General features: G+C 62.7%; 20 protein-coding genes and 2 pseudogenes. 14 read left to right on the forward strand and 8 right to left on the reverse strand.

What is annotated here, in order from left to right:
- Positions 1 to 57 precede the first annotated feature (57 nt).
- From alaE to ACCO56_RS22705, 3 genes and pseudogenes are all read right to left on the reverse strand, one after another.
- Positions 58 to 336, reverse strand: coding sequence for an L-alanine exporter AlaE (gene alaE, locus ACCO56_RS22695; RefSeq protein WP_433643140.1), 279 nt, complete (start codon positions 334 to 336; stop codon positions 58 to 60).
- Between the two features lie 26 nt (positions 337 to 362).
- Positions 363 to 657: pseudogene (locus ACCO56_RS22700) on the reverse strand (3-methyl-2-oxobutanoate hydroxymethyltransferase); the annotation flags it as partial.
- A gap of 371 nt (positions 658 to 1,028) precedes the next feature.
- A complete protein-coding gene (locus tag ACCO56_RS22705; RefSeq protein WP_433643318.1) occupies positions 1,029 to 1,529 on the reverse strand; it encodes a GNAT family N-acetyltransferase in 501 nt (166 codons plus the stop codon).
- Positions 1,530 to 1,625: 96 nt separating this feature from the next.
- Here ACCO56_RS22705 and ACCO56_RS22710 point away from each other — a divergent pair, with 96 nt between their 5' ends.
- A complete protein-coding gene (locus tag ACCO56_RS22710) occupies positions 1,626 to 2,381 on the forward strand; it encodes an arginase family protein (protein ID WP_433643142.1) in 756 nt (251 codons plus the stop codon).
- 18 nt (positions 2,382 to 2,399) lie between these two features.
- Here ACCO56_RS22710 and ACCO56_RS22715 read toward each other — a convergent pair whose 3' ends face one another.
- Positions 2,400 to 2,927 carry a DUF1772 domain-containing protein gene (locus tag ACCO56_RS22715; RefSeq protein WP_433643143.1) on the reverse strand — a complete coding sequence of 176 codons (528 nt, stop codon included), beginning with the start codon at positions 2,925 to 2,927 and terminating at the stop codon, positions 2,400 to 2,402.
- A complete protein-coding gene (locus ACCO56_RS22720; protein WP_433643144.1) occupies positions 2,924 to 3,571 on the reverse strand; it encodes a TetR/AcrR family transcriptional regulator in 648 nt (215 codons plus the stop codon). Before ACCO56_RS22720 ends, ACCO56_RS22715 begins: the two co-directional genes overlap by 4 nt.
- Positions 3,572 to 3,614: 43 nt before the next feature.
- Between ACCO56_RS22720 and ACCO56_RS22725 the strand changes: the two are divergent.
- A pseudogene (locus tag ACCO56_RS22725) lies at positions 3,615 to 3,887 on the forward strand (LysE family translocator); the annotation flags it as partial.
- A gap of 89 nt (positions 3,888 to 3,976) precedes the next feature.
- On the opposite strand, the gene ACCO56_RS22730 reads toward ACCO56_RS22725, so the two are convergent.
- Positions 3,977 to 4,588: a TetR/AcrR family transcriptional regulator gene (locus ACCO56_RS22730; RefSeq protein WP_433643145.1), complete on the reverse strand. Its 612-nt coding sequence runs from the start codon at positions 4,586 to 4,588 to the stop codon at positions 3,977 to 3,979.
- Between the two features lie 24 nt (positions 4,589 to 4,612).
- On the opposite strand from ACCO56_RS22730, the gene ACCO56_RS22735 reads away from it, so the two are divergent.
- From ACCO56_RS22735 to ACCO56_RS22790, 12 genes are all read left to right on the forward strand, one after another.
- Positions 4,613 to 5,305, forward strand: a complete 693-nt coding sequence (locus tag ACCO56_RS22735) for a DUF4336 domain-containing protein (RefSeq protein ID WP_433643146.1) — start codon at positions 4,613 to 4,615, stop codon at positions 5,303 to 5,305.
- Between the two features lie 286 nt (positions 5,306 to 5,591).
- A complete protein-coding gene (trbB, locus tag ACCO56_RS22740) occupies positions 5,592 to 6,590 on the forward strand; it encodes a P-type conjugative transfer ATPase TrbB (RefSeq protein WP_433643147.1) in 999 nt (332 codons plus the stop codon).
- Positions 6,587 to 6,916 (forward strand): TrbC/VirB2 family protein, encoded by a 330-nt coding sequence (locus ACCO56_RS22745; RefSeq protein ID WP_433643148.1) that lies wholly within the window; start codon positions 6,587 to 6,589, stop codon positions 6,914 to 6,916. Before trbB ends, ACCO56_RS22745 begins: the two co-directional genes overlap by 4 nt.
- Positions 6,916 to 7,197: a VirB3 family type IV secretion system protein gene (locus tag ACCO56_RS22750; protein ID WP_433643149.1), complete on the forward strand. Its 282-nt coding sequence runs from the start codon at positions 6,916 to 6,918 to the stop codon at positions 7,195 to 7,197. Before ACCO56_RS22745 ends, ACCO56_RS22750 begins: the two co-directional genes overlap by 1 nt.
- Positions 7,198 to 7,207: 10 nt before the next feature.
- On the forward strand, positions 7,208 to 9,718 hold the full coding sequence (gene trbE, locus ACCO56_RS22755) for a conjugal transfer protein TrbE (protein WP_433643150.1): 2,511 nt from the start codon (positions 7,208 to 7,210) through the stop codon (positions 9,716 to 9,718).
- On the forward strand, positions 9,715 to 10,491 hold the full coding sequence (gene trbJ, locus ACCO56_RS22760; protein ID WP_433643151.1) for a P-type conjugative transfer protein TrbJ: 777 nt from the start codon (positions 9,715 to 9,717) through the stop codon (positions 10,489 to 10,491). Before trbE ends, trbJ begins: the two co-directional genes overlap by 4 nt.
- Before the next feature lie 23 nt (positions 10,492 to 10,514).
- Positions 10,515 to 10,802 carry a putative entry exclusion protein TrbK-alt gene (gene trbK-alt / locus ACCO56_RS22765; RefSeq protein ID WP_433643152.1) on the forward strand — a complete coding sequence of 96 codons (288 nt, stop codon included), beginning with the start codon at positions 10,515 to 10,517 and terminating at the stop codon, positions 10,800 to 10,802.
- 3 nt (positions 10,803 to 10,805) lie between these two features.
- Positions 10,806 to 12,164, forward strand: a complete 1,359-nt coding sequence (trbL, locus tag ACCO56_RS22770) for a P-type conjugative transfer protein TrbL (RefSeq protein ID WP_433643153.1) — start codon at positions 10,806 to 10,808, stop codon at positions 12,162 to 12,164.
- Positions 12,161 to 12,850 (forward strand): conjugal transfer protein TrbF, encoded by a 690-nt coding sequence (trbF, locus tag ACCO56_RS22775; RefSeq protein WP_433643154.1) that lies wholly within the window; start codon positions 12,161 to 12,163, stop codon positions 12,848 to 12,850. Before trbL ends, trbF begins: the two co-directional genes overlap by 4 nt.
- Positions 12,847 to 13,869 (forward strand): P-type conjugative transfer protein TrbG, encoded by a 1,023-nt coding sequence (gene trbG, locus ACCO56_RS22780; protein WP_433643155.1) that lies wholly within the window; start codon positions 12,847 to 12,849, stop codon positions 13,867 to 13,869. The genes trbF and trbG overlap by 4 nt, the downstream gene beginning before the upstream one ends.
- 68 nt (positions 13,870 to 13,937) lie before the next feature.
- Entirely contained in the window at positions 13,938 to 15,038 is a 1,101-nt protein-coding gene (locus ACCO56_RS22785; RefSeq protein ID WP_433643319.1) for a TrbI/VirB10 family protein, read from the forward strand.
- The gene (locus tag ACCO56_RS22790) at positions 15,038 to 15,310 is read left to right on the forward strand and encodes a DUF2274 domain-containing protein (RefSeq protein WP_433643156.1); all 273 of its coding nucleotides are present in this window, start codon (positions 15,038 to 15,040) and stop codon (positions 15,308 to 15,310) included. The genes ACCO56_RS22785 and ACCO56_RS22790 overlap by 1 nt, the downstream gene beginning before the upstream one ends.
- Here ACCO56_RS22790 and ACCO56_RS22795 read toward each other — a convergent pair.
- Together ACCO56_RS22795 and ACCO56_RS22800 are read right to left on the reverse strand one after the other, a co-directional pair.
- Positions 15,307 to 15,867 (reverse strand): LysR family substrate-binding domain-containing protein, encoded by a 561-nt coding sequence (locus ACCO56_RS22795; protein ID WP_433643320.1) that lies wholly within the window; start codon positions 15,865 to 15,867, stop codon positions 15,307 to 15,309. The two genes, ACCO56_RS22790 and ACCO56_RS22795, sit on opposite strands and share 4 nt — an antisense overlap.
- Positions 15,773 to 16,360 (reverse strand): LysR family transcriptional regulator, encoded by a 588-nt coding sequence (locus ACCO56_RS22800; RefSeq protein ID WP_433643157.1) that lies wholly within the window; start codon positions 16,358 to 16,360, stop codon positions 15,773 to 15,775. Before ACCO56_RS22800 ends, ACCO56_RS22795 begins: the two co-directional genes overlap by 95 nt.
- Positions 16,361 to 16,420: the final 60 nt, after the last annotated feature.

The raw sequence follows: 16,420 nt of genomic DNA on the forward strand, positions 1-16,420 counted from the left end.
CAAGGCGCCGAATGAAGCGACGTCGTCGGGCATCAAAACATTTGGTTATTCGCGGTGCTATGGAGCGCAAGAACGTCTTGACGCGTCGGAGATGACTTGGCGACGAGATGGCCTCTTGTCGCACGCCGGGAACACTGCAAGCGAAGTTTTGGGGCTGAAAAGCCAATCGCCACAGAGGCGATAGGGCCGCCTAGTGCGAAGCATAAGAGGAAACGCGGCAAGGCGGATCCTCAAGGTCCGTTCAAGCGTCAGCCTTGCGATCGCGATCTCTGCCAACACGCCCGCAATCGTCGAAAGCATCACCAACTCAAACGTGTCAGCTAGAAAGCGTCGCATTGCTGGAATGATGTTAGGCGGCAGTGAAGGCGCGCGGCGTTCCAGAACGCCTGCTCGGGGCTTTCCTCATAGGCGCCGAAGGGCATATCGACCACAAGGAGAGCGCGTTCAATGCCGCGTCTGACGGCCTGGCCGTGCATGGTCATCATCACGAGCGTGACGTCGACCGTGGAAGGCGGCCCATGTAGCACCATGCCGACGCTGTCGCCGACAAGCATCACGTCACAATGTGCGTCGACCAAGCTGGCCATAGGCTTCGTATAGGCGGTGAGACAGACAAGCGGCGCTCCCCCTTGGCTTTTGCCACCTGGGGGGTGTCATGGGCAAGGTCCTTCCATTTGCGTTCAAGGGCATCCTCTTTCATGTTCGCCTGGTGTGTTGAAGGCCATGACCCAGCCAAAGCCTACCCGGATTGAAGGTCACTTCCCAACGCCGTGATCTTGGGAGAACAAGTCTAGGAAAAACCAGCGCAGGCCGAAGTTGAAATCCTTTCAAGATACGCTGAGAAATTTTCATGGCAGTTGACGGTCGGCGTGTCAGTCACGCTCGCGGTGCTGCCGCTGAGACCACGATTCGATCTTATTCGGGCGAGCCCTGCGCGGCGGTCGCGGCGTGCCCTCAGAATGACTGGTAAAGGCGGCTCGCTCACGTCCCACAGAAACGCCTGTGGATGCCCATCTTTGCATCCACCTTCAGTCTGGAAACTCCTCCCACACTTCCGCGTAAGCTTTGAACCCTGCGCGCTCGTAAGTCGACTTTGCCTTCGGGTGATCATTTGTATCGGTGTGAAGCCATATCCTTTCTGGTCGGCAACTCCATACCGAACGCAGCGCTGAGTTCAAAAGATATGACCCAAGTCCGCGGCCTTGGAAGCCGGGTGTTAGTCCAAAGTGCTTCAGTTCCACGGACTTTGTCCCCACGCCCTCGAATTCGCATAAGCCGACCGATCGCCCCTCAATCCGTAGAACGTAAATAGATGTCATAGAGCTCGCGATAAATTTGCAAAGCTCGTCTCTTGGCATTCTGAGCCGATCGTCCCATTGCAGCGGCGTACCCACAGCTCGATAGAGCTCCAGATATTCCTCTGGAGCGGGGACTTCCTTGGCGATGCAAACTGCCGCAAGACTTGGGGCTAGAACAGCATCGCAGGGAGGAGCGCACAGTTCCATATATGTGACGAGTAGGCGGACCATATCCAAAGGAGCCTTGTACCAGACGGCAGTCAGCAACAAAGAAGTCTCATTCGACCACTCGCTGAGTTAAATTTAAGCGAATAAATAGGCTGGCTTATGCGAGATAGCGCGCTTATAGACCACTGGGATTTCGATCTCGGCGGGACACTGTTCGATGGTCAGCCAGTCTCTTGTATCGACGTGGGCGACATCCCTACCGTTCTACATGACAATGCCGGCAACCGGGTTCGCATAGAATCCAAGACACGGGAAGTGCTGGCAATACCGGCGGTCCCAATCCTGCTTGGGGGCAATGATTCCGTCGTTATTCCCTTCCTCTGGGGTCTTGAAGACCATGGGCCGGTTTGGGTCGTGCAGATCGATGCGCATATCGATTGGCGTGACGAGGTGCACGGCGAACGCCACGGCTACTCGAGTCTGATGCGCCGCGCGAGCGAGATGGCCCATGTCGTTGGCATACTGCAAGTCGGCCTACGCAGCGTCGGCAGCGCACGATCTACTGAGATCGAGGCGGCGCAGCGGTATGGCAGCCGCTTCGTCACGGCCCGTGAAATTCACGCGTTCGGTATGGAACCAGCACTGCGGCATGTTCCTGAAGGCGCGCGGGTTGTTATCACACTCGACTGCGATGGTCTCGATCCCGGCGTCATGCCCGGCGTGGCCGCGCGTGCCCCCGGTGGTCTCACCTATTCGCAGGTGATCGACCTGATCGCAGGCCTCGGCACAAGGACTAGAATCGTTGGATTCGACCTCGTTGAACTCTTTCCGCCCGCAGATATAGATGGGCTTTCGGCTCAGACTGCCGTGCGTCTGCTCGTCGATGTAGTAGGCACCATTGTTCGGCAGGTTTGACTAACCCGGCTGAGCGCGTCAGTCGTGACTTGTTTGAACCGGCTGGCCTGTCGGCGGGGGCAAAATGAGCAGTGCTATTCCGACAAGTGCAAGCGTGATTCCGCTAGCGATTGTCCGGATCGTGTTCCAAGTTTGCCAAGGTGCGGAATAGTGCGTCCAGATGCGCGCGGCTTCCGCCGAGTCTGCCGGAACGACGGCCGCAGCCAGCGCCTCGTTCATCGGGACGTTGACCAGCATCGTCAACATCATCCCACCTAAGAAATAGACCGCCGCAGCGCCGAGAAACAGCAGCCCAGCAGGGCGTTGCTTTGCAAGCCAGCAAACGCTCGCCGTGATGAGAAGCACGACTGGCGTGCCGAAGAATGCTGGTGCGAAGATGGCGTTTCGTACTGATGCATTCATTGCCTGCATTGCGGCGATCGAAACCGCCGGTTCCGCCTGATCTAGGCCCCACATCGTCGAACACACCCAAGCAAAGAAGAAGCCGAAGATCGCCGCCGAGAGGACGAGCGCTATCAATGATAGGAAACGGAGTGCGTGCATCATTCCGACCGTTCTCGCGAAAACTCAGTAGGAGTAGGGGCGAACAGCCGGACGAAAAGGATCATCGCCCCCTCGGCTCGCTCCTCGATTTCAGTGGGGGTCAGTTCCGGCAAAACACCGATGACACGACGGATCTGAAGATCGCCGATCAGCAGGCGAAAGTAGATGTCGACCGCGTGATCAGGATCTGTGCACGCGATCAGTCCCTCGTGGGCAGCCCTTCCCAACAGTTCCGAAAGCAGTGGCCGGATGGTCTCGCGGCCGAGTTCACTTATCGACGGACCAAGAGAATGGGTTTCAGCAACGTCAGCGGCGGCTGCACGGTTAAGCGCAACGGCTCTGTTCGAGGTCACGAGCGCAAGCAGGATCGGACCGAGTGCCCAAACGGTTGCTAATGGATCGTGTGCTTCCGTCAGAGCATCCGACAGCAATTTTCGGGCCTCGCGCGCATTCTCCTCTATCAACGATCGGAACAAACCCTGCTTGTTCCCATACCAGTTGTAGAGCGTCTCGTTGGATGCCGAAGCCTGACGCGCAACCGAGAGCAAACTCGTGCTCTTGTAGCCTGATTCGCATAGGACAGCGTAGGCCGCGTCTTCAATCCGCTTGCGCCGCTCAATCTGCTTTGATGTCGATCGTCCAACCATTGTGGGAAGAACCGTATAGTCATGTACGGTTTTGTCAATCGACGTCGCCGCTCTGAACCTGAAAGGCATCAGCTTCGTCGCGTTCCTTCCGCAGTTCTTGAAATCATGCGGAGCCGATCGCCTTCCAGATGGTCGTTTTCGAGGTGATATTCCTCGTGCGTCAACCGCCAACGCTGCCGCTTACGACCTCATGGCCTCGATGGCGCGCAAGACGATCCGCAAGCCTGGTGTTCAGAGGGCGGTCAACCGCACAGACGGTTCATTGATGATCGGCGCGGGCTTGCTCGCCGTGGGTTGGAAGCGGGCCGCAGCCTAAGTTTGTCACGCAATTCCGGCAGAAATCTCCCTGAAGATTCAACGCCGGCCCGACCTGATGCAAGATCTGGATTTGCGCGACAAGACGCCTCACCGCGATGAACGTTCCCCGATGCCCTCAACGACGATACGGATGATGTGTCTGATTTCGTCCTTGGTGAACTGCCTTCCGGCGAGCGCTGAAAGCATCGCCTGCCCGTAGATACCAAGAAGAACCAGCGCCATGAAATTGGGGTCATCATCCTTGCGAATGACACCCTGCCGTTGGCCGAGTATCAGAATATCCCTGACAAGCCGCTGGAATGATGGTCTGTCGGGAGGCGGTTCAAGGGATGGCCGGTTAGCAGGTGCAAGGGCCAGCTTGGCAAGCGAGGGATTTGCCAAGCACCAACCCGCGCTGTCGAGGAAGACGTCTTCGAGCAGGCGCAACGCGTCTTCACTGGCCGCCATTCGCTCACGATAGGGCGCATCATTTGCTTCCACGCGGGCGATGAGCTGCGAGGCAATGTCACCTTTCGAGGCGAACAGGTTGTAAACTGTCTTGCGGGCCAAACCCGCCCGCATCGCGATTTCCTCAACGGACGTGGCGGCAAATCCCTTCTCCCCAAACGCCGCGTCTGCGGCATCAAGGATGAGAGTTCGGGACCGTTCGGTTCGCTTCGGGATTGCCATATCTACACACTTGTATAAATTTGCACGCATGTAAACATCCACGGGACGACTGCTATGCTAAAGGAGTTCGGTGCGAATATCTGGATCGCGGAAGGGCCAACGGTCACGGCGGCGGCCGGATTTCGCTATGGCACGCGCATGGCCGTCATCAGGCTGACCAATAGCAATCTGGTCCTTTGGTCGCCAACGGCGCTTTCGGACGATCTTCGCGCCGCGGTCGAGACATTAGGCGCGGTGCGCTATCTGGTCCCTCCCAATTCCCTCCATCATACATTCCTTGGCGACTGGCAGCGGGCATATCCTGACGCCACGGTCTATGCGCCGCCCGGCCTGCGGGAGAAACGCAAGGACATCAGGTTCGACGCTGATTTCAGTGATGGCCCGATCGCGGCATGGGCAGGGGAGATTGACCACGCGATCATGTGGGGCAACCGGATCACAACGGAAGTCGTTTTCTTTCACCGCCAGAGCGGAACCGCGATTTTCACCGATCTGGTTCAACAATTCCCGCGCGGATGGTTCAAGGGCTGGCGGGCGCTTGTTGCCCGACTGGACCTGCTGACGGCCGCCGAACCTACGGTGCCACGAAAATTTCGGGTCGCCTTCACCGACCGACGCGCCGCACGTGAATCTCTCCGGCGTATTCTGGCATGGCCTACGGAAAAGGTGATTGTAGCGCACGGCCCGCCGATCACCGAGGAGGGGCAAGCGTTCCTGCGCCGCGTCTTTCGCTGGTTGGGTGACTAGGGACTGATTCCACGACCCTGTCGCAAAATTCCCCGAAACCCGCGATGACATTCAACCGATTATCATCCCGGGCGACGACCGGCATGTATCCCTTACTGCGAATCGCCTGAAGATTAAACGGCCTCACCGGAACGCTTGGCGCCGGTCAACACAACCGCCGTTCTCCTGTATTTGCGCGCTACGCTACTACTACGACCGAAACTTGTTGAATCGGCCCGTTTTGCCGTTCTTTTAGTGATCCCCATCCGGGGACCGCCTCTCGCCTCCCTGGTGGAACGGGGACGAGATGGCCGGCTTCAACGACAAACAGGCAACGATCGATCGCGGCACGCGCATGCTGCGCACCGCGCTTGGGCCGGCCATCTCGAACCTGCTTCAGGACGCCGCCGTCATCGAAGTGATGCTGAACCCGGATGGCCGGATCTGGGTCGATCGTCTCGCCGAAGGACTTGCCGATACTGGCGAGAGCATGACGCCCGAAGACGGCGAGCGCATCGTCCGGCTGGTCGCGCACCATGTCGGCGCCGAAGTGCACGCCCGCGCTCCGCGCGTGTCCGCCGAATTGCCCGGGACGGGGGAACGGTTTGAGGGACTGCTGCCGCCGGTCGTCGCCGCACCGGCCTTCGCCATCCGTAAGCCGGCCGTCGCCGTCTTCACCCTCGACGATTACGTCTCCGCCGGGGTCATGAGCGCCTGCCAGGCCTCCGCCTTGCGCGACGCCGTAGTGGCGCGCGCAAACATCCTCGTCGCCGGTGGCACTTCGTCCGGAAAGACAACACTCACTAATGCCCTGCTCGCCGAGGTTGCCAAGTCAGCCGATCGCGTCGTCATCATCGAGGACACGCGTGAGCTGCAATGCTCAACGCCGAACCTCGTCGCGATGCGCACCAAGGACGGCGTAGCGACCCTTTCCGATCTCGTTCGCTCCTCGCTGCGCCTGCGCCCTGACCGCATTCCGATCGGCGAGGTGCGGGGCGCGGAGGCCCTCGATCTTCTGAAGGCATGGGGGACCGGACATCCGGGTGGCATCGGCACGATCCATGCCGGGACCGCACTCGGAGCCCTGCGCCGTCTTGAGCAGCTCATTCAGGAAGCCGTCGTCACCGTTCCGCGCGCCCTGATCGCCGAGACCGTCGATCTCGTGGCGGTGCTCTCTGGTCGTGGCGCCGCGCGCAGACTGGCTGACCTTGCCCGCGTCGAAGGACTCGCCCCGGACGGCGACTACCGCCTTGCACCCGCCTTTTCAGACCCGGCCACCCCCCACCAAACAGGAGATGCCGCATGATCCGTCGTGCCTTCCGCATCCGCCGCCACATCGCAACCGCCGCCGCGTTCACCTGGACCGCGCTCATCACGTCGCCGGCACTCGCCTCCGGGTCCTCAATGCCTTGGGAGGCTCCCCTTCAGTCGATCCTCGAATCTGTCGAGGGTCCGGTGGCCAAGATCATTGCCGTCATCATCATCATCGTCACCGGTCTGACGCTTGCTTTCGGCGATACGGGCGGTGGTTTCAGGCGCCTGATCCAGATCGTCTTCGGCATCTCGATCGCCTTTGCCGCGAGCTCCTTCTTCCTCAGTTTCTTCTCGTTCGGTGGCGGAGCGCTCGTCTGATGGCAGCCGTCCTCGAACAGCTCGATGCGGTGCCGGGGTTTTCGGTCCCGGTTCATCGCGCCCTCAGCGAGCCGATCCTATTGGGCGGCGCGCCGCGCCCGATCGCCATCCTCAACGGCACGCTCGCAGGTGCGGTCGGCCTCGGCCTCCAGCTCTGGCTCGCCGGCATCCTGATTTGGGCTGTTGGCCACCTTGCGGCGGTCTGGGCCGCGCGGCGCGATCCGCTCTTCGTCGAGGTCGCGCGCCGGCACCTGCGCGTACCAGCCCACCTTTCGGTCTGAGGTCCGCGCCATGATGAGCCTTGCAGAATATCGCCGCACCGCGGCCCGACTTGCCGACTACCTTCCTTGGGCGGCGCTTCTCGGCGAGGGCGTAGTCCTCAACAAGGACGGCAGTTTCCAGCGCAGCGCCAAGTTCCGTGGCCCGGATCTCGAGTCGGCCGTCGCGGCGGAGTTGGTCGCGGTCGCCGGACGGCTGAACAACGCATTCCGCCGGCTGGGATCAGGCTGGGCGATCTTCGTCGAGGCGCAGCGCACCGAAGCCTCCACCTACCCGGTGAGTCGCTTCCCCGATCCGGCTTCTGCGCTCCTGGACGCCGAACGCAGCGCCGACTTCGAGGAAGCCGGCAGCCATTTCGTTTCCGACTACTATCTCACATTCCTCTGGCTGCCTCCGGCCGAGGACGCCGCGCGCGCCGAAAGCTGGCTCTACGAGGGTCGCGAGACCTCCGGCGTGAACCCTTGGGAGCTGGTGCGCGGTTTTGTCGATCGCACCGGGCGCGTCCTTTCGCTGCTCGACGGCTTCATGCCCGAATGCCGTTGGCTGGGTGACTCGGAGACACTCACGTATCTCCATTCCACTATATCGACCAAGCGGCATCGTGTTCGCGTTCCGGAAACCCCGATCTATCTAGACGCGCTGCTGGCTGACCAACCTCTGACCGGCGGCCTTGAACCGCGCCTCGGCGACCAGCATCTGCGCATCCTGACGATCACCGGCTTTCCGGCCGCCACAACGCCCGGCATCCTCGACGATCTCAACCGCCTTGCGTTTCCCTATCGCTGGTCCTCCCGCGCCATCCTGATGGACAAGGTGGATGCGACCAAGCTGCTGACCAAGATCAGGCGGCAATGGTTCGCCAAGCGCAAGAGCATCGCCGCGATCCTCAAGGAGGTGATGACCAACGAGCAATCAGCGCTCGTTGATACCGATGCCGCGAACAAGGCGCTCGATGCCGACATGGCCTTGCAGGAACTCGGCGCCGACGTCGCCGGCATGGCCTACGTGACCGCGACCATCACGGTCTGGGATGACGAAGCGCGGCGCGCCGACGAAAAGCTGCGCCTGGTCGAGAAAGTCATCCAGTCCCGCGATTTCAGCGTCATGGTCGAGACGGTCAACGCCGTCGACGCCTGGCTTGGGAGCTTGCCCGGACATGCCTACGCGAATGTCCGCCAGCCCCCGGTCTCGACGCTCAACCTTGCCCACATGGTCCCATCGTCCGCCGTGTGGGCGGGACCGGAACGGGACGATCACTTCGGCGCGCCCCCGCTGCTGTATGGCAGGACCGAAGGATCTACCCCGTTCCGGTTCTCTCTCCATGTCGGCGACGTCGGCCATACCCTCGTCATCGGCCCAACAGGCGCGGGCAAGAGCGTGCTGCTGGCCCTCATGGTCCTGCAATTCCGTCGTTACCCCGGAGCGCAGGTCTTCGCCTTCGACTTCGGCGGCTCGATCCGAGCCGCCGCGCTGGCGATGGGCGGCGATTGGCACGATATCGGGGGCCGGCTTACCGAGGGCGGAGAGGTCTCGGTCTCGCTTCAGCCGCTTGCCCGGATCCACCACACGATGGACCGCGCCTGGGCCGCCGACTGGATCGTGGCGATCCTGACTCGCGAGGGCGTGCCGATCACGCCCGAGGCGAAGGAGCACATCTGGACGGCGCTGACTTCGCTGGCCTCTGCCCCGGTCGAGGAACGGACCATCACCGGCCTGTCGGTGCTGCTCCAGTCCAACGACCTCAAGCTTGGCCTCAAACCCTTCTGCGTTGGCGGCCCTTACGGCCGGTTGCTCGACGCGGAGGCCGAGACGCTGGGCGACGCTACCGTCGTCGCCTTCGAGACCGAAGGGCTGCTTGAGACCAGAGCGGCTCCCACCGTCCTCGCCTATCTGTTCCACCGGATCGCCGATCGCCTCGACGGCCGCCCCACCATAATCGTCATCGACGAAGGCTGGCTTGCGCTCGGCGACCCGGCCTTCGCAAAGCAGTTGGGCGAATGGCTGGTGACGCTGCGCAAGAAGAACGCGAGCGTGGTCTTCGCAACGCAATCGCTTGCCCAGCTCGAAAAGAGCTCCATCGCGCCCGCAGTCATCGAAAGCTGCCCGACGCGGCTTCTCCTGCCGAACGAACGCGCGATCGAGCCGCAGATCACCGCGATCTACCGGCGTTTCGGCCTTAACGACAGGCAGATCGAGATTCTGGCGCGGGCCATGCCGAAACGCGACTACTACTGCCAAAGCCGCAGGGGAAACCGGCTGTTCGAGCTCGGCCTGTCCGAAGTTGGACTCGCACTCTGCGCCGCTTCCGCGAAAGCCGACCAGGCCCTGATAGCCGACATACTCGCTGAGCATGGACGCGACGGCTTCCTCGATGCCTGGCTCCGTGCCCGCGGCGTCGATTGGGCGGCCGACCTCATCCCCACCCTCACCAACCTCGAACCGGCATCGGAGCCGCAAGCCCCCGCGCCGGTCGAAGACCTGACTGATCCCGTCCAACTCGACCCAGAGGAGATCATCCCATGACCCGTCACCACGTTTTCCGTTTCGCCGGCGCCTCGCTGCTCGCCCTGACCCTGGCCGGCCCGATCGCGCTGGCACCCATTTTCGCCACGCCGGCCCATGCGTTGTTCGGCTTCGGCCGGATCGTCTACGACCCGACCAACCACGCCGAAAACCTGCTGACCGCCGCTCGCACGCTCGAGCAGATCAACAACCAGATCACCTCGCTCCAGAACGAAGCGCAGATGCTGATCAACCAAGCCCGCAATCTCGCGAGCCTACCGTATAGCGCGCTTCAGCAAATTCAGCAGAATGTGCAGCGCACACAGCAGCTTCTCGGCCAAGCCCAGAACATCGCGTTCGATGTCCAGAACATCGACCAGATGTTCCAGCAGGACTACGGCAAACTCTCCCTGTCGGCGACCGACAACCAGTTGATCGCCGATGCACGCTCGCGATGGGAGAACACCGTGGGCGGCTTGCAGGATGCGATGCGGGTTCAAGCCGGCGTCATCGACAATATCGACACCAACCGCTCCCAAATGTCCGCTCTCGTCGGCGAAAGCCAAGGCGCGACCGGCGCACTCCAGGCGACCCAGGCCGGCAACCAGCTCCTCGCGCTCCAATCGCAGCAACTGTCCGATCTGATTGCGGTCATATCCGCCAATGGCCGCGCGGAGGCGCTGACGGAAGCGGAGCGCGCGACGGCCGCCGAGCAGGGCCGGATCCAGCGCGAGCGCTTCCTGACTCCCGGCTCCGGCTACCAGCCCGGCAGCGCCCAGATGTTCAACAACTAACGCGCGGCCGAGAGGGGGACACCATGGAAGGCAAGGTTCTGGCCCGGATCGCGGCCATTATATTCGTCGCCGTCGCCATCACGGCGACGATCATCGAGATGACCCGCGAGTACACGCCCGGCCCAATACCGGCCGTCCCTGCGCTCCAGCCGCAGACGGATCCTCTGCGGCTGGAACAGCGCCGTTGCCAGGGCCTGGGCGAGGCCGCTGCCAATGACGCTGAATGCCTGCGCGTCTGGTCGCAGACCCGGGATCGGTTCCTCGGCAGGACCCCCGCTCCGCACGCTCCCGCCGCGAGCGAAGGTCGGTAAGTCATGGGCGGCACCGGCGTCATCGACAATTTCCTCGGTATCTTCACAAGCTACATCGACGCCGGCTTCGGCCTGCTCGGTAGTGAAGTCACCTTCATCGCGACGACTTTGATCGTGATCGACATCACGCTCGCCGCCCTGTTCTGGGCGTGGGGCGCTGATGACGATATTATCGCGCGTCTGGTCAAGAAGACGCTCTTCGTAGGCGTCTTCGCCTACATCATTTCCAATTGGAACAACCTGGCTCGGATCGTCTTCGAGAGCTTCGCGGGCCTCGGCTTGCTGGCATCCGGCACCGGCTTCTCCGCCGCCGATCTCCTGCGGCCCGGCCGAGTTGCCCAGACCGGGCTCGACGCCGGCCGGCCGTTGCTCGAGTCCATCTCCGATCTTATGGGCTGGATCGCGGTCTTCGAAAACCTCGTGCAGATCCTGTGCCTGTTCTTTGCATGGGCGCTCGTCATCCTCGCCTTCTTCATCCTCGCGGTCCAGCTTTTCGTTACGCTGATCGAGTTCAAGCTGACCACGCTCGCCGGCTTCGTGCTCATCCCATTTGGCCTTTGGGGGAAGACCGCCTTCATGGCCGAGCGGGTGCTCGGCAATGTCGTCTCCTCCGGTATTAAGGTGTTGGTGCTGGCCGTCATCATCGGCATCGGCTCGACTCTGTTCGGCCAGTTCACGGCCGGTTTCGGCGGCGCGACGCCGACGATCGACGACGCCATGGCCGTCGTTCTCGCGGCGCTCTCCCTGCTCGGCCTTGGCATATTCGGCCCCGGCATAGCCACGGGACTCGTTTCCGGCGGCCCGCAGCTCAGTGCTGGCGCTGCAGTAGGAACCAGCCTCGCCGTAGGCGGTGCGGCAATGGCAGCGGGTGGCGTGACCATGCTCGCTGCGCGTGGGGGTGCCGCAGCCCTTTCGGGAGGCGCCGCGCTCGCCCGTGGCGGAGCCTCCGCGGCCGGTGCAGCTTCTTCTGCCTACACCCTCGCCTCGATGAGCGAATCCGGCGCCTCTGGTGTCGCGGCCGGCCTTAGCGGGGTTGCACGCGCCGGAGCGTCCGCCACCATCTCTCCGCTCAAGCGCGCTGCGTCCCGCGCCGCAGACAGCCTGAAATCCAGTCACACCGAGGGCGTGAAGGGCGGCTTCGAGACGACCGGCGGAAGCTCCACCATGGGAACAATCGGCGGCGGCCCGTCCAGCACGCCGGCAAATGCTCCTCATCCCGACGGCCCGCCCGCATGGGCTCAGCGCATGCGCAGCCGCCAGGCCATGAGCCATGGCGTCTCGGCCGCCGCCCACGCCGTGCGCTCTGGCGACAGCCACGGCGGCGGATCCTCCATCAGCCTTTCTGAAAGCAACCGCACATGAACACCTTCAAGCGTCCCACCACTCACTATGGCAAAATCCCCGAGCCAGTCACTCCCTATCAGAGGGCCGCCCAGGTTTGGGACGAACGAATCGGCTCGGCTCGCGTGCAGGCTCGCAACTGGCGCTTCATGGCGTTCGGCTGCCTGGTTCTGTCGGCCGGTTTCGCCTCAGCCCTGGTCTGGCAATCGGCACGCGGCACAGTCGTTCCCTGGGTGGTAGAAGTGGATCGCCATCATGAGGTGCGGGCTGTTGGCCGCGCCGCCGCGAACTATTCCGTTCCCGACGCCCAGATCGCTCGGCAGTTGGAGGACTTCATAGTCTGGGTGCGTGGCCTTCCCATGGACCCTGTGGTTGTCCGCAACAATTGGTTCCGCGCCTACGACTATACGACCGATCGCGGTGCCGCAGCGCTCAACGACTATGCGCGGGTGAACGACCCGTTCACCCGCGTCGGACGCGAACAGGTCTCTGTCGCGGTCTCCTCAGCCATCCGGGCCTCGCCCGACAGCTTCCGCATTGCCTGGACCGAGCAGCGCTTCGAGAACGGCCAGCTCGCATCGACCGAACGCTGGACGGCCATCCTCACGGTGGTCATCCGGGCTCCACGCACCGCCGACGCCATCCGTGCCAACCCCTTCGGAATCTATGTGAACGCGATCTCCTGGTCGCGGGAGATGAGCCAATGATACGCAATTCCGCCAAAGCTGGAGGTCCGGCTTTCCGTAAATCCACATTGGCGGCTCTCCTGCTTGCCGCAACCGCGCTGGCGGGATGCGCTACCAACCGGACGCCGCAGTTCACCTACGACGACAATGTGCCGTCGCTGCCCGTCGTTCGCACCTCCGCGACGAACAACACGCCCCGGCCGCTCCACACGCCACCCTCCTGGACGGTCGCGCGCGGGGGCGCCGCGGCCGCCACCGCGGAGGGTCGGGTTGGCAACGCCAATGCGGCCGCACGCATTGAGCCTCGCCGTGAGGGCTACCACAATGCAATCCAGATCTATCCGTGGAGTGAAGGCGCTCTCTATCAAGTCTATGCCGCGGTGGGCCAGATCACGACGATTGCCCTTGAGGCCGGGGAGAGTCTCACCGGCAACGGGCCGATCGCCGCAGGCGACACGGCGCGCTGGATCATCGGCGATACGGAAAGTGGCGCCGGTACGACACGGCGCGTCCATGTCCTCGTTAAGCCGACGCGTGCCGACATCACGACCAACCTCGTTATCACCACCGACCGCCGCACCTACCTGATCGAGCTGCGCGCCAGCGAAGAGGCGTGGATGCCCGCGATCGCCTGGGCCTATCCCGCGCCACCCGCTACCCAGCGCGTCACTGCGCCTGCGGCCCCGATCATTCCGGCTGAAACGGCGCGCAACTACCGCTACGGACTCTCCGGTGACAATCCACCGTGGCGGCCTACTTCCGTCTTCGATGACGGTCGGCGCGTCTATGTCGTTTTCCCGCGCGGGATCATCCAGGGCGAGATGCCGCCGCTGTTCGTCATCGGCTCGAACGACGAACCCGAAATCGTGAACAGCCGCATCTACCAGAATGTCCTCATCGTCGATCGTCTGTTCGGAGCGGCAGAACTACGGCTCGGATCCGGCAACCGGCAGCCAACCGTGCGTATCGTTCGCATCCAGCCCGCGCGAACCGCCGGGACGTCATCCGGCGAGGCTCGCAACACCGGAGGATCGACATGAGCGGGAACCGTGGCTGGGAGGAGGACGGCATGGCGCTGACGGGAGCGGCCGAGGATAACACGGCACCCATGCGGTTACGTGCCGAGGCGCCGCGCGTCACGCGCATCTCACGCAAGGTATTGGTGGGCGCGGGCGTCGTCGCCGGCATCGGCATCGGCGGGGCGCTGATCTATGCTCTTCAGGGTGTCGATCGTGGCGGCCAACCGCAGGAACTGCTGTCAACCGAGCGGCGGCAAACTGCGGATGGCTTGCAAGGACTACCCGGAAGCTACGGCGACGTGCCCGTCCTTGGACCGCCGCTGCCGGGCGACCTTGGCAGGCCGGTTCTGCGAGCGCGAGAGGAAGGCCAACCGATCCCGGCTACCACTATGCCGGTCCCGGCGGCCGATCCAGAGGAACAGCGACGGCTCGCCGAACTCGAAGCTGCTCGCACCAGCGAGATCTTCTTTCAGATCAGGGCTGGCCAGACGGCTTCGCCGTCGATCCCATCCGTTCCCGGCCTGGCGGGCATCACAGGCACCGGAACGCAGGGCCGGCACATGGCATTCCTCAATGCCGAGGTCGATCGCCGCATCGTTGCGGAAGATCGCGTCATGGCGCCGGCGTCGCCTTTCGTGCTTCAAGCCGGCTCCGTGATCCCGGCTGCTCTTGTTACTGGCATCCGCTCCGACCTGCCGGGACAGATAACTGCGCAGGTCACGCAGAACATCTATGACAGTCCTACCGGTGCACTGCTCCTGATCCCCCAGGGCACTCGTCTCATCGGCGAGTATGACGCCGGCGTTACGTTCGGCCAGCGGCGTGTGCTTCTCGTGTGGAACCGCCTCATTCTTCCGAACGGACGTTCGATCGTGCTAGAGCGCCAGCGTGGCGCCGACGCATCGGGCTATGCCGGCCTGGAGGACGGAGTCGACTATCACTGGTGGGATCTGATGAAGGCCGCTGGCTTGTCGACGCTGCTCGCCGTCGGCGCCGAACTCGCGACCAGCGACGAAGATCGCCTGGTCCGCGCGATACGCGACGGGGCGCAGGACACCGTCAATCAGGCCGGCCAACAGATCGTCCAGCGCCAGTTGCAGGTCGCGCCGACCCTCACCATCCGACCCGGCTTTCCGGTAGGGGTCATCGTCTCGCGCGACCTGGTTCTCGAACCCTACGGAGACCACTGATGAGCAGTCTCAAGCTCGGCCCGTTGCCTAAGCTCGGCACCGCGCGCCTCACGTTTTCACTGCCCGAGCCCTTGAAGGAGGAGCTAGACCTTTATGCAACCGAGTACAGCCGTCTCTACGGCGAGGTCGATACGGCGACACTGATCCCGCACATGCTTGAATCTTTCCTCCGGTCAGATCGCGGTTGGCGAGGACGTCGTGCCAAAGTGCAGGCAAGACCAAAGTCCGCCGCGACCCCGGTGGGCGGCAAGGCGGGCGATGGAAGCAGCTAGATTCGGTCGGGCTGTCCGATACGACCACCCGCCATCGTCCTTGCAAAGCTCAGAAAGCGGCGGAGCGCCGGATTGTCGTTGCTCGGCGACCACACGGCACTGAGCGGCACGATGTCCTCGCGCGCCGTACGCGGGCACATCCCCAGATCGGGGAACGATACATTGGTCCAGCCCTCTGAGACGAGCGTAATACCTTCGCCCATTGCCACCATGTGCATCAGGGTCTCTGGTGTCACATTGCGATAAGAGACGTCAGGGTAGGTGTTGTAGTCCGCGACGCGACGCACAATGTAATCATGTACCTCCGGCCCCGGGTCCGTAGTCATCACGATGAATTTTTCTTGGCGTAGATCTGCCCAATCGAGACAAGGTTTGCCCCACAGCGGGTGATCCTTGGCCATCGCAACGTAAACGCGCTCCTGCCAAAGCTCGAGCACATCGCAATCGGCAAGCGGAGGATTCTCAGTAACAAATGCTACGTCCAGCTCGCGTGCGCGGATCGCCCTGAAGTGCTCGCGGCGCCCCCCAATCGTGGATTTCGAGTCGCACTCCCCCAAACTCGTTCCGAAACTCCGCGATCGCTTCGCGAAGAAAGCCTCCTGCAAGCGTAGTAATGATGCCGACCCGGACAGCGCCCCATTCAGCTCGACCGGCCGCCCCGGCGTTTCGCAAGGCTGTTTCGATCATCCGCAACGCGGGTACGACCTCCGCGAGGAATCGATGACCCGCATTGGTAAGGAGTACGCCGCTGGCGCTGCGCTCGAATAGCGCCACGCCTATCGAATCTTCGAGATGACGTACTCGTCTGCTCACGCTGGAAACGCGCGAAGTTAGAGCAGTCGCCGCAGCCGAAAAGCTAAATTGCTCAGCTGCGGCGAGGACAAATCGCAGTGAGCGGAGATCAAAGGGCAGACCCTCGCGACTCAATCCATCCGACTGCCCGCGCGGTAAAGCACGTGAATCATGCGACCGGCCGGTGCCGTTCCGATCGCATCGCCGCCCATTTCCTAGTTGCCTCAGGATACCCGCTATCCTCCCATGGTGTAACAATGCTCGATACAGACCGCACGAACCTCGAATTGGCAGAGGTTGCGAAAGTGGGCTTCACAA

The organism is Mesorhizobium sp. 1B3, assembly GCF_050958605.1.
Classification (GTDB): Bacteria; Pseudomonadota; Alphaproteobacteria; order Rhizobiales; family Rhizobiaceae.

What these genes read in the sequence shown, in the direction of transcription:
- ACCO56_RS22785 (WP_433643319.1), top strand. Translation starts at nt 13,938, where the DNA reads ATGCGGTTACGTGCCGAGGCGCCGCGCGTCACGCGCATCTCACGCAAG.
- trbE (WP_433643150.1), top strand. Translation starts at nt 7,208, where the DNA reads ATGATGAGCCTTGCAGAATATCGCCGCACCGCGGCCCGACTTGCCGAC.
- ACCO56_RS22745 (WP_433643148.1), top strand. Translation starts at nt 6,587, where the DNA reads ATGATCCGTCGTGCCTTCCGCATCCGCCGCCACATCGCAACCGCCGCC.
- ACCO56_RS22750 (WP_433643149.1), top strand. Translation starts at nt 6,916, where the DNA reads ATGGCAGCCGTCCTCGAACAGCTCGATGCGGTGCCGGGGTTTTCGGTC.
- trbG (WP_433643155.1), top strand. Translation starts at nt 12,847, where the DNA reads ATGATACGCAATTCCGCCAAAGCTGGAGGTCCGGCTTTCCGTAAATCC.
- trbL (WP_433643153.1), top strand. Translation starts at nt 10,806, where the DNA reads ATGGGCGGCACCGGCGTCATCGACAATTTCCTCGGTATCTTCACAAGC.
- alaE (WP_433643140.1), bottom strand. Translation starts at nt 336, where the DNA reads ATGCGACGCTTTCTAGCTGACACGTTTGAGTTGGTGATGCTTTCGACG.
- trbF (WP_433643154.1), top strand. Translation starts at nt 12,161, where the DNA reads ATGAACACCTTCAAGCGTCCCACCACTCACTATGGCAAAATCCCCGAG.
- ACCO56_RS22730 (WP_433643145.1), bottom strand. Translation starts at nt 4,588, where the DNA reads ATGCGTGCAAATTTATACAAGTGTGTAGATATGGCAATCCCGAAGCGA.
- ACCO56_RS22735 (WP_433643146.1), top strand. Translation starts at nt 4,613, where the DNA reads ATGCTAAAGGAGTTCGGTGCGAATATCTGGATCGCGGAAGGGCCAACG.
- ACCO56_RS22710 (WP_433643142.1), top strand. Translation starts at nt 1,626, where the DNA reads ATGCGAGATAGCGCGCTTATAGACCACTGGGATTTCGATCTCGGCGGG.
- ACCO56_RS22790 (WP_433643156.1), top strand. Translation starts at nt 15,038, where the DNA reads ATGAGCAGTCTCAAGCTCGGCCCGTTGCCTAAGCTCGGCACCGCGCGC.
- trbK-alt (WP_433643152.1), top strand. Translation starts at nt 10,515, where the DNA reads ATGGAAGGCAAGGTTCTGGCCCGGATCGCGGCCATTATATTCGTCGCC.
- ACCO56_RS22705 (WP_433643318.1), bottom strand. Translation starts at nt 1,529, where the DNA reads ATGGTCCGCCTACTCGTCACATATATGGAACTGTGCGCTCCTCCCTGC.
- trbB (WP_433643147.1), top strand. Translation starts at nt 5,592, where the DNA reads ATGGCCGGCTTCAACGACAAACAGGCAACGATCGATCGCGGCACGCGC.
- ACCO56_RS22720 (WP_433643144.1), bottom strand. Translation starts at nt 3,571, where the DNA reads ATGGTTGGACGATCGACATCAAAGCAGATTGAGCGGCGCAAGCGGATT.
- trbJ (WP_433643151.1), top strand. Translation starts at nt 9,715, where the DNA reads ATGACCCGTCACCACGTTTTCCGTTTCGCCGGCGCCTCGCTGCTCGCC.
- ACCO56_RS22715 (WP_433643143.1), bottom strand. Translation starts at nt 2,927, where the DNA reads ATGATGCACGCACTCCGTTTCCTATCATTGATAGCGCTCGTCCTCTCG.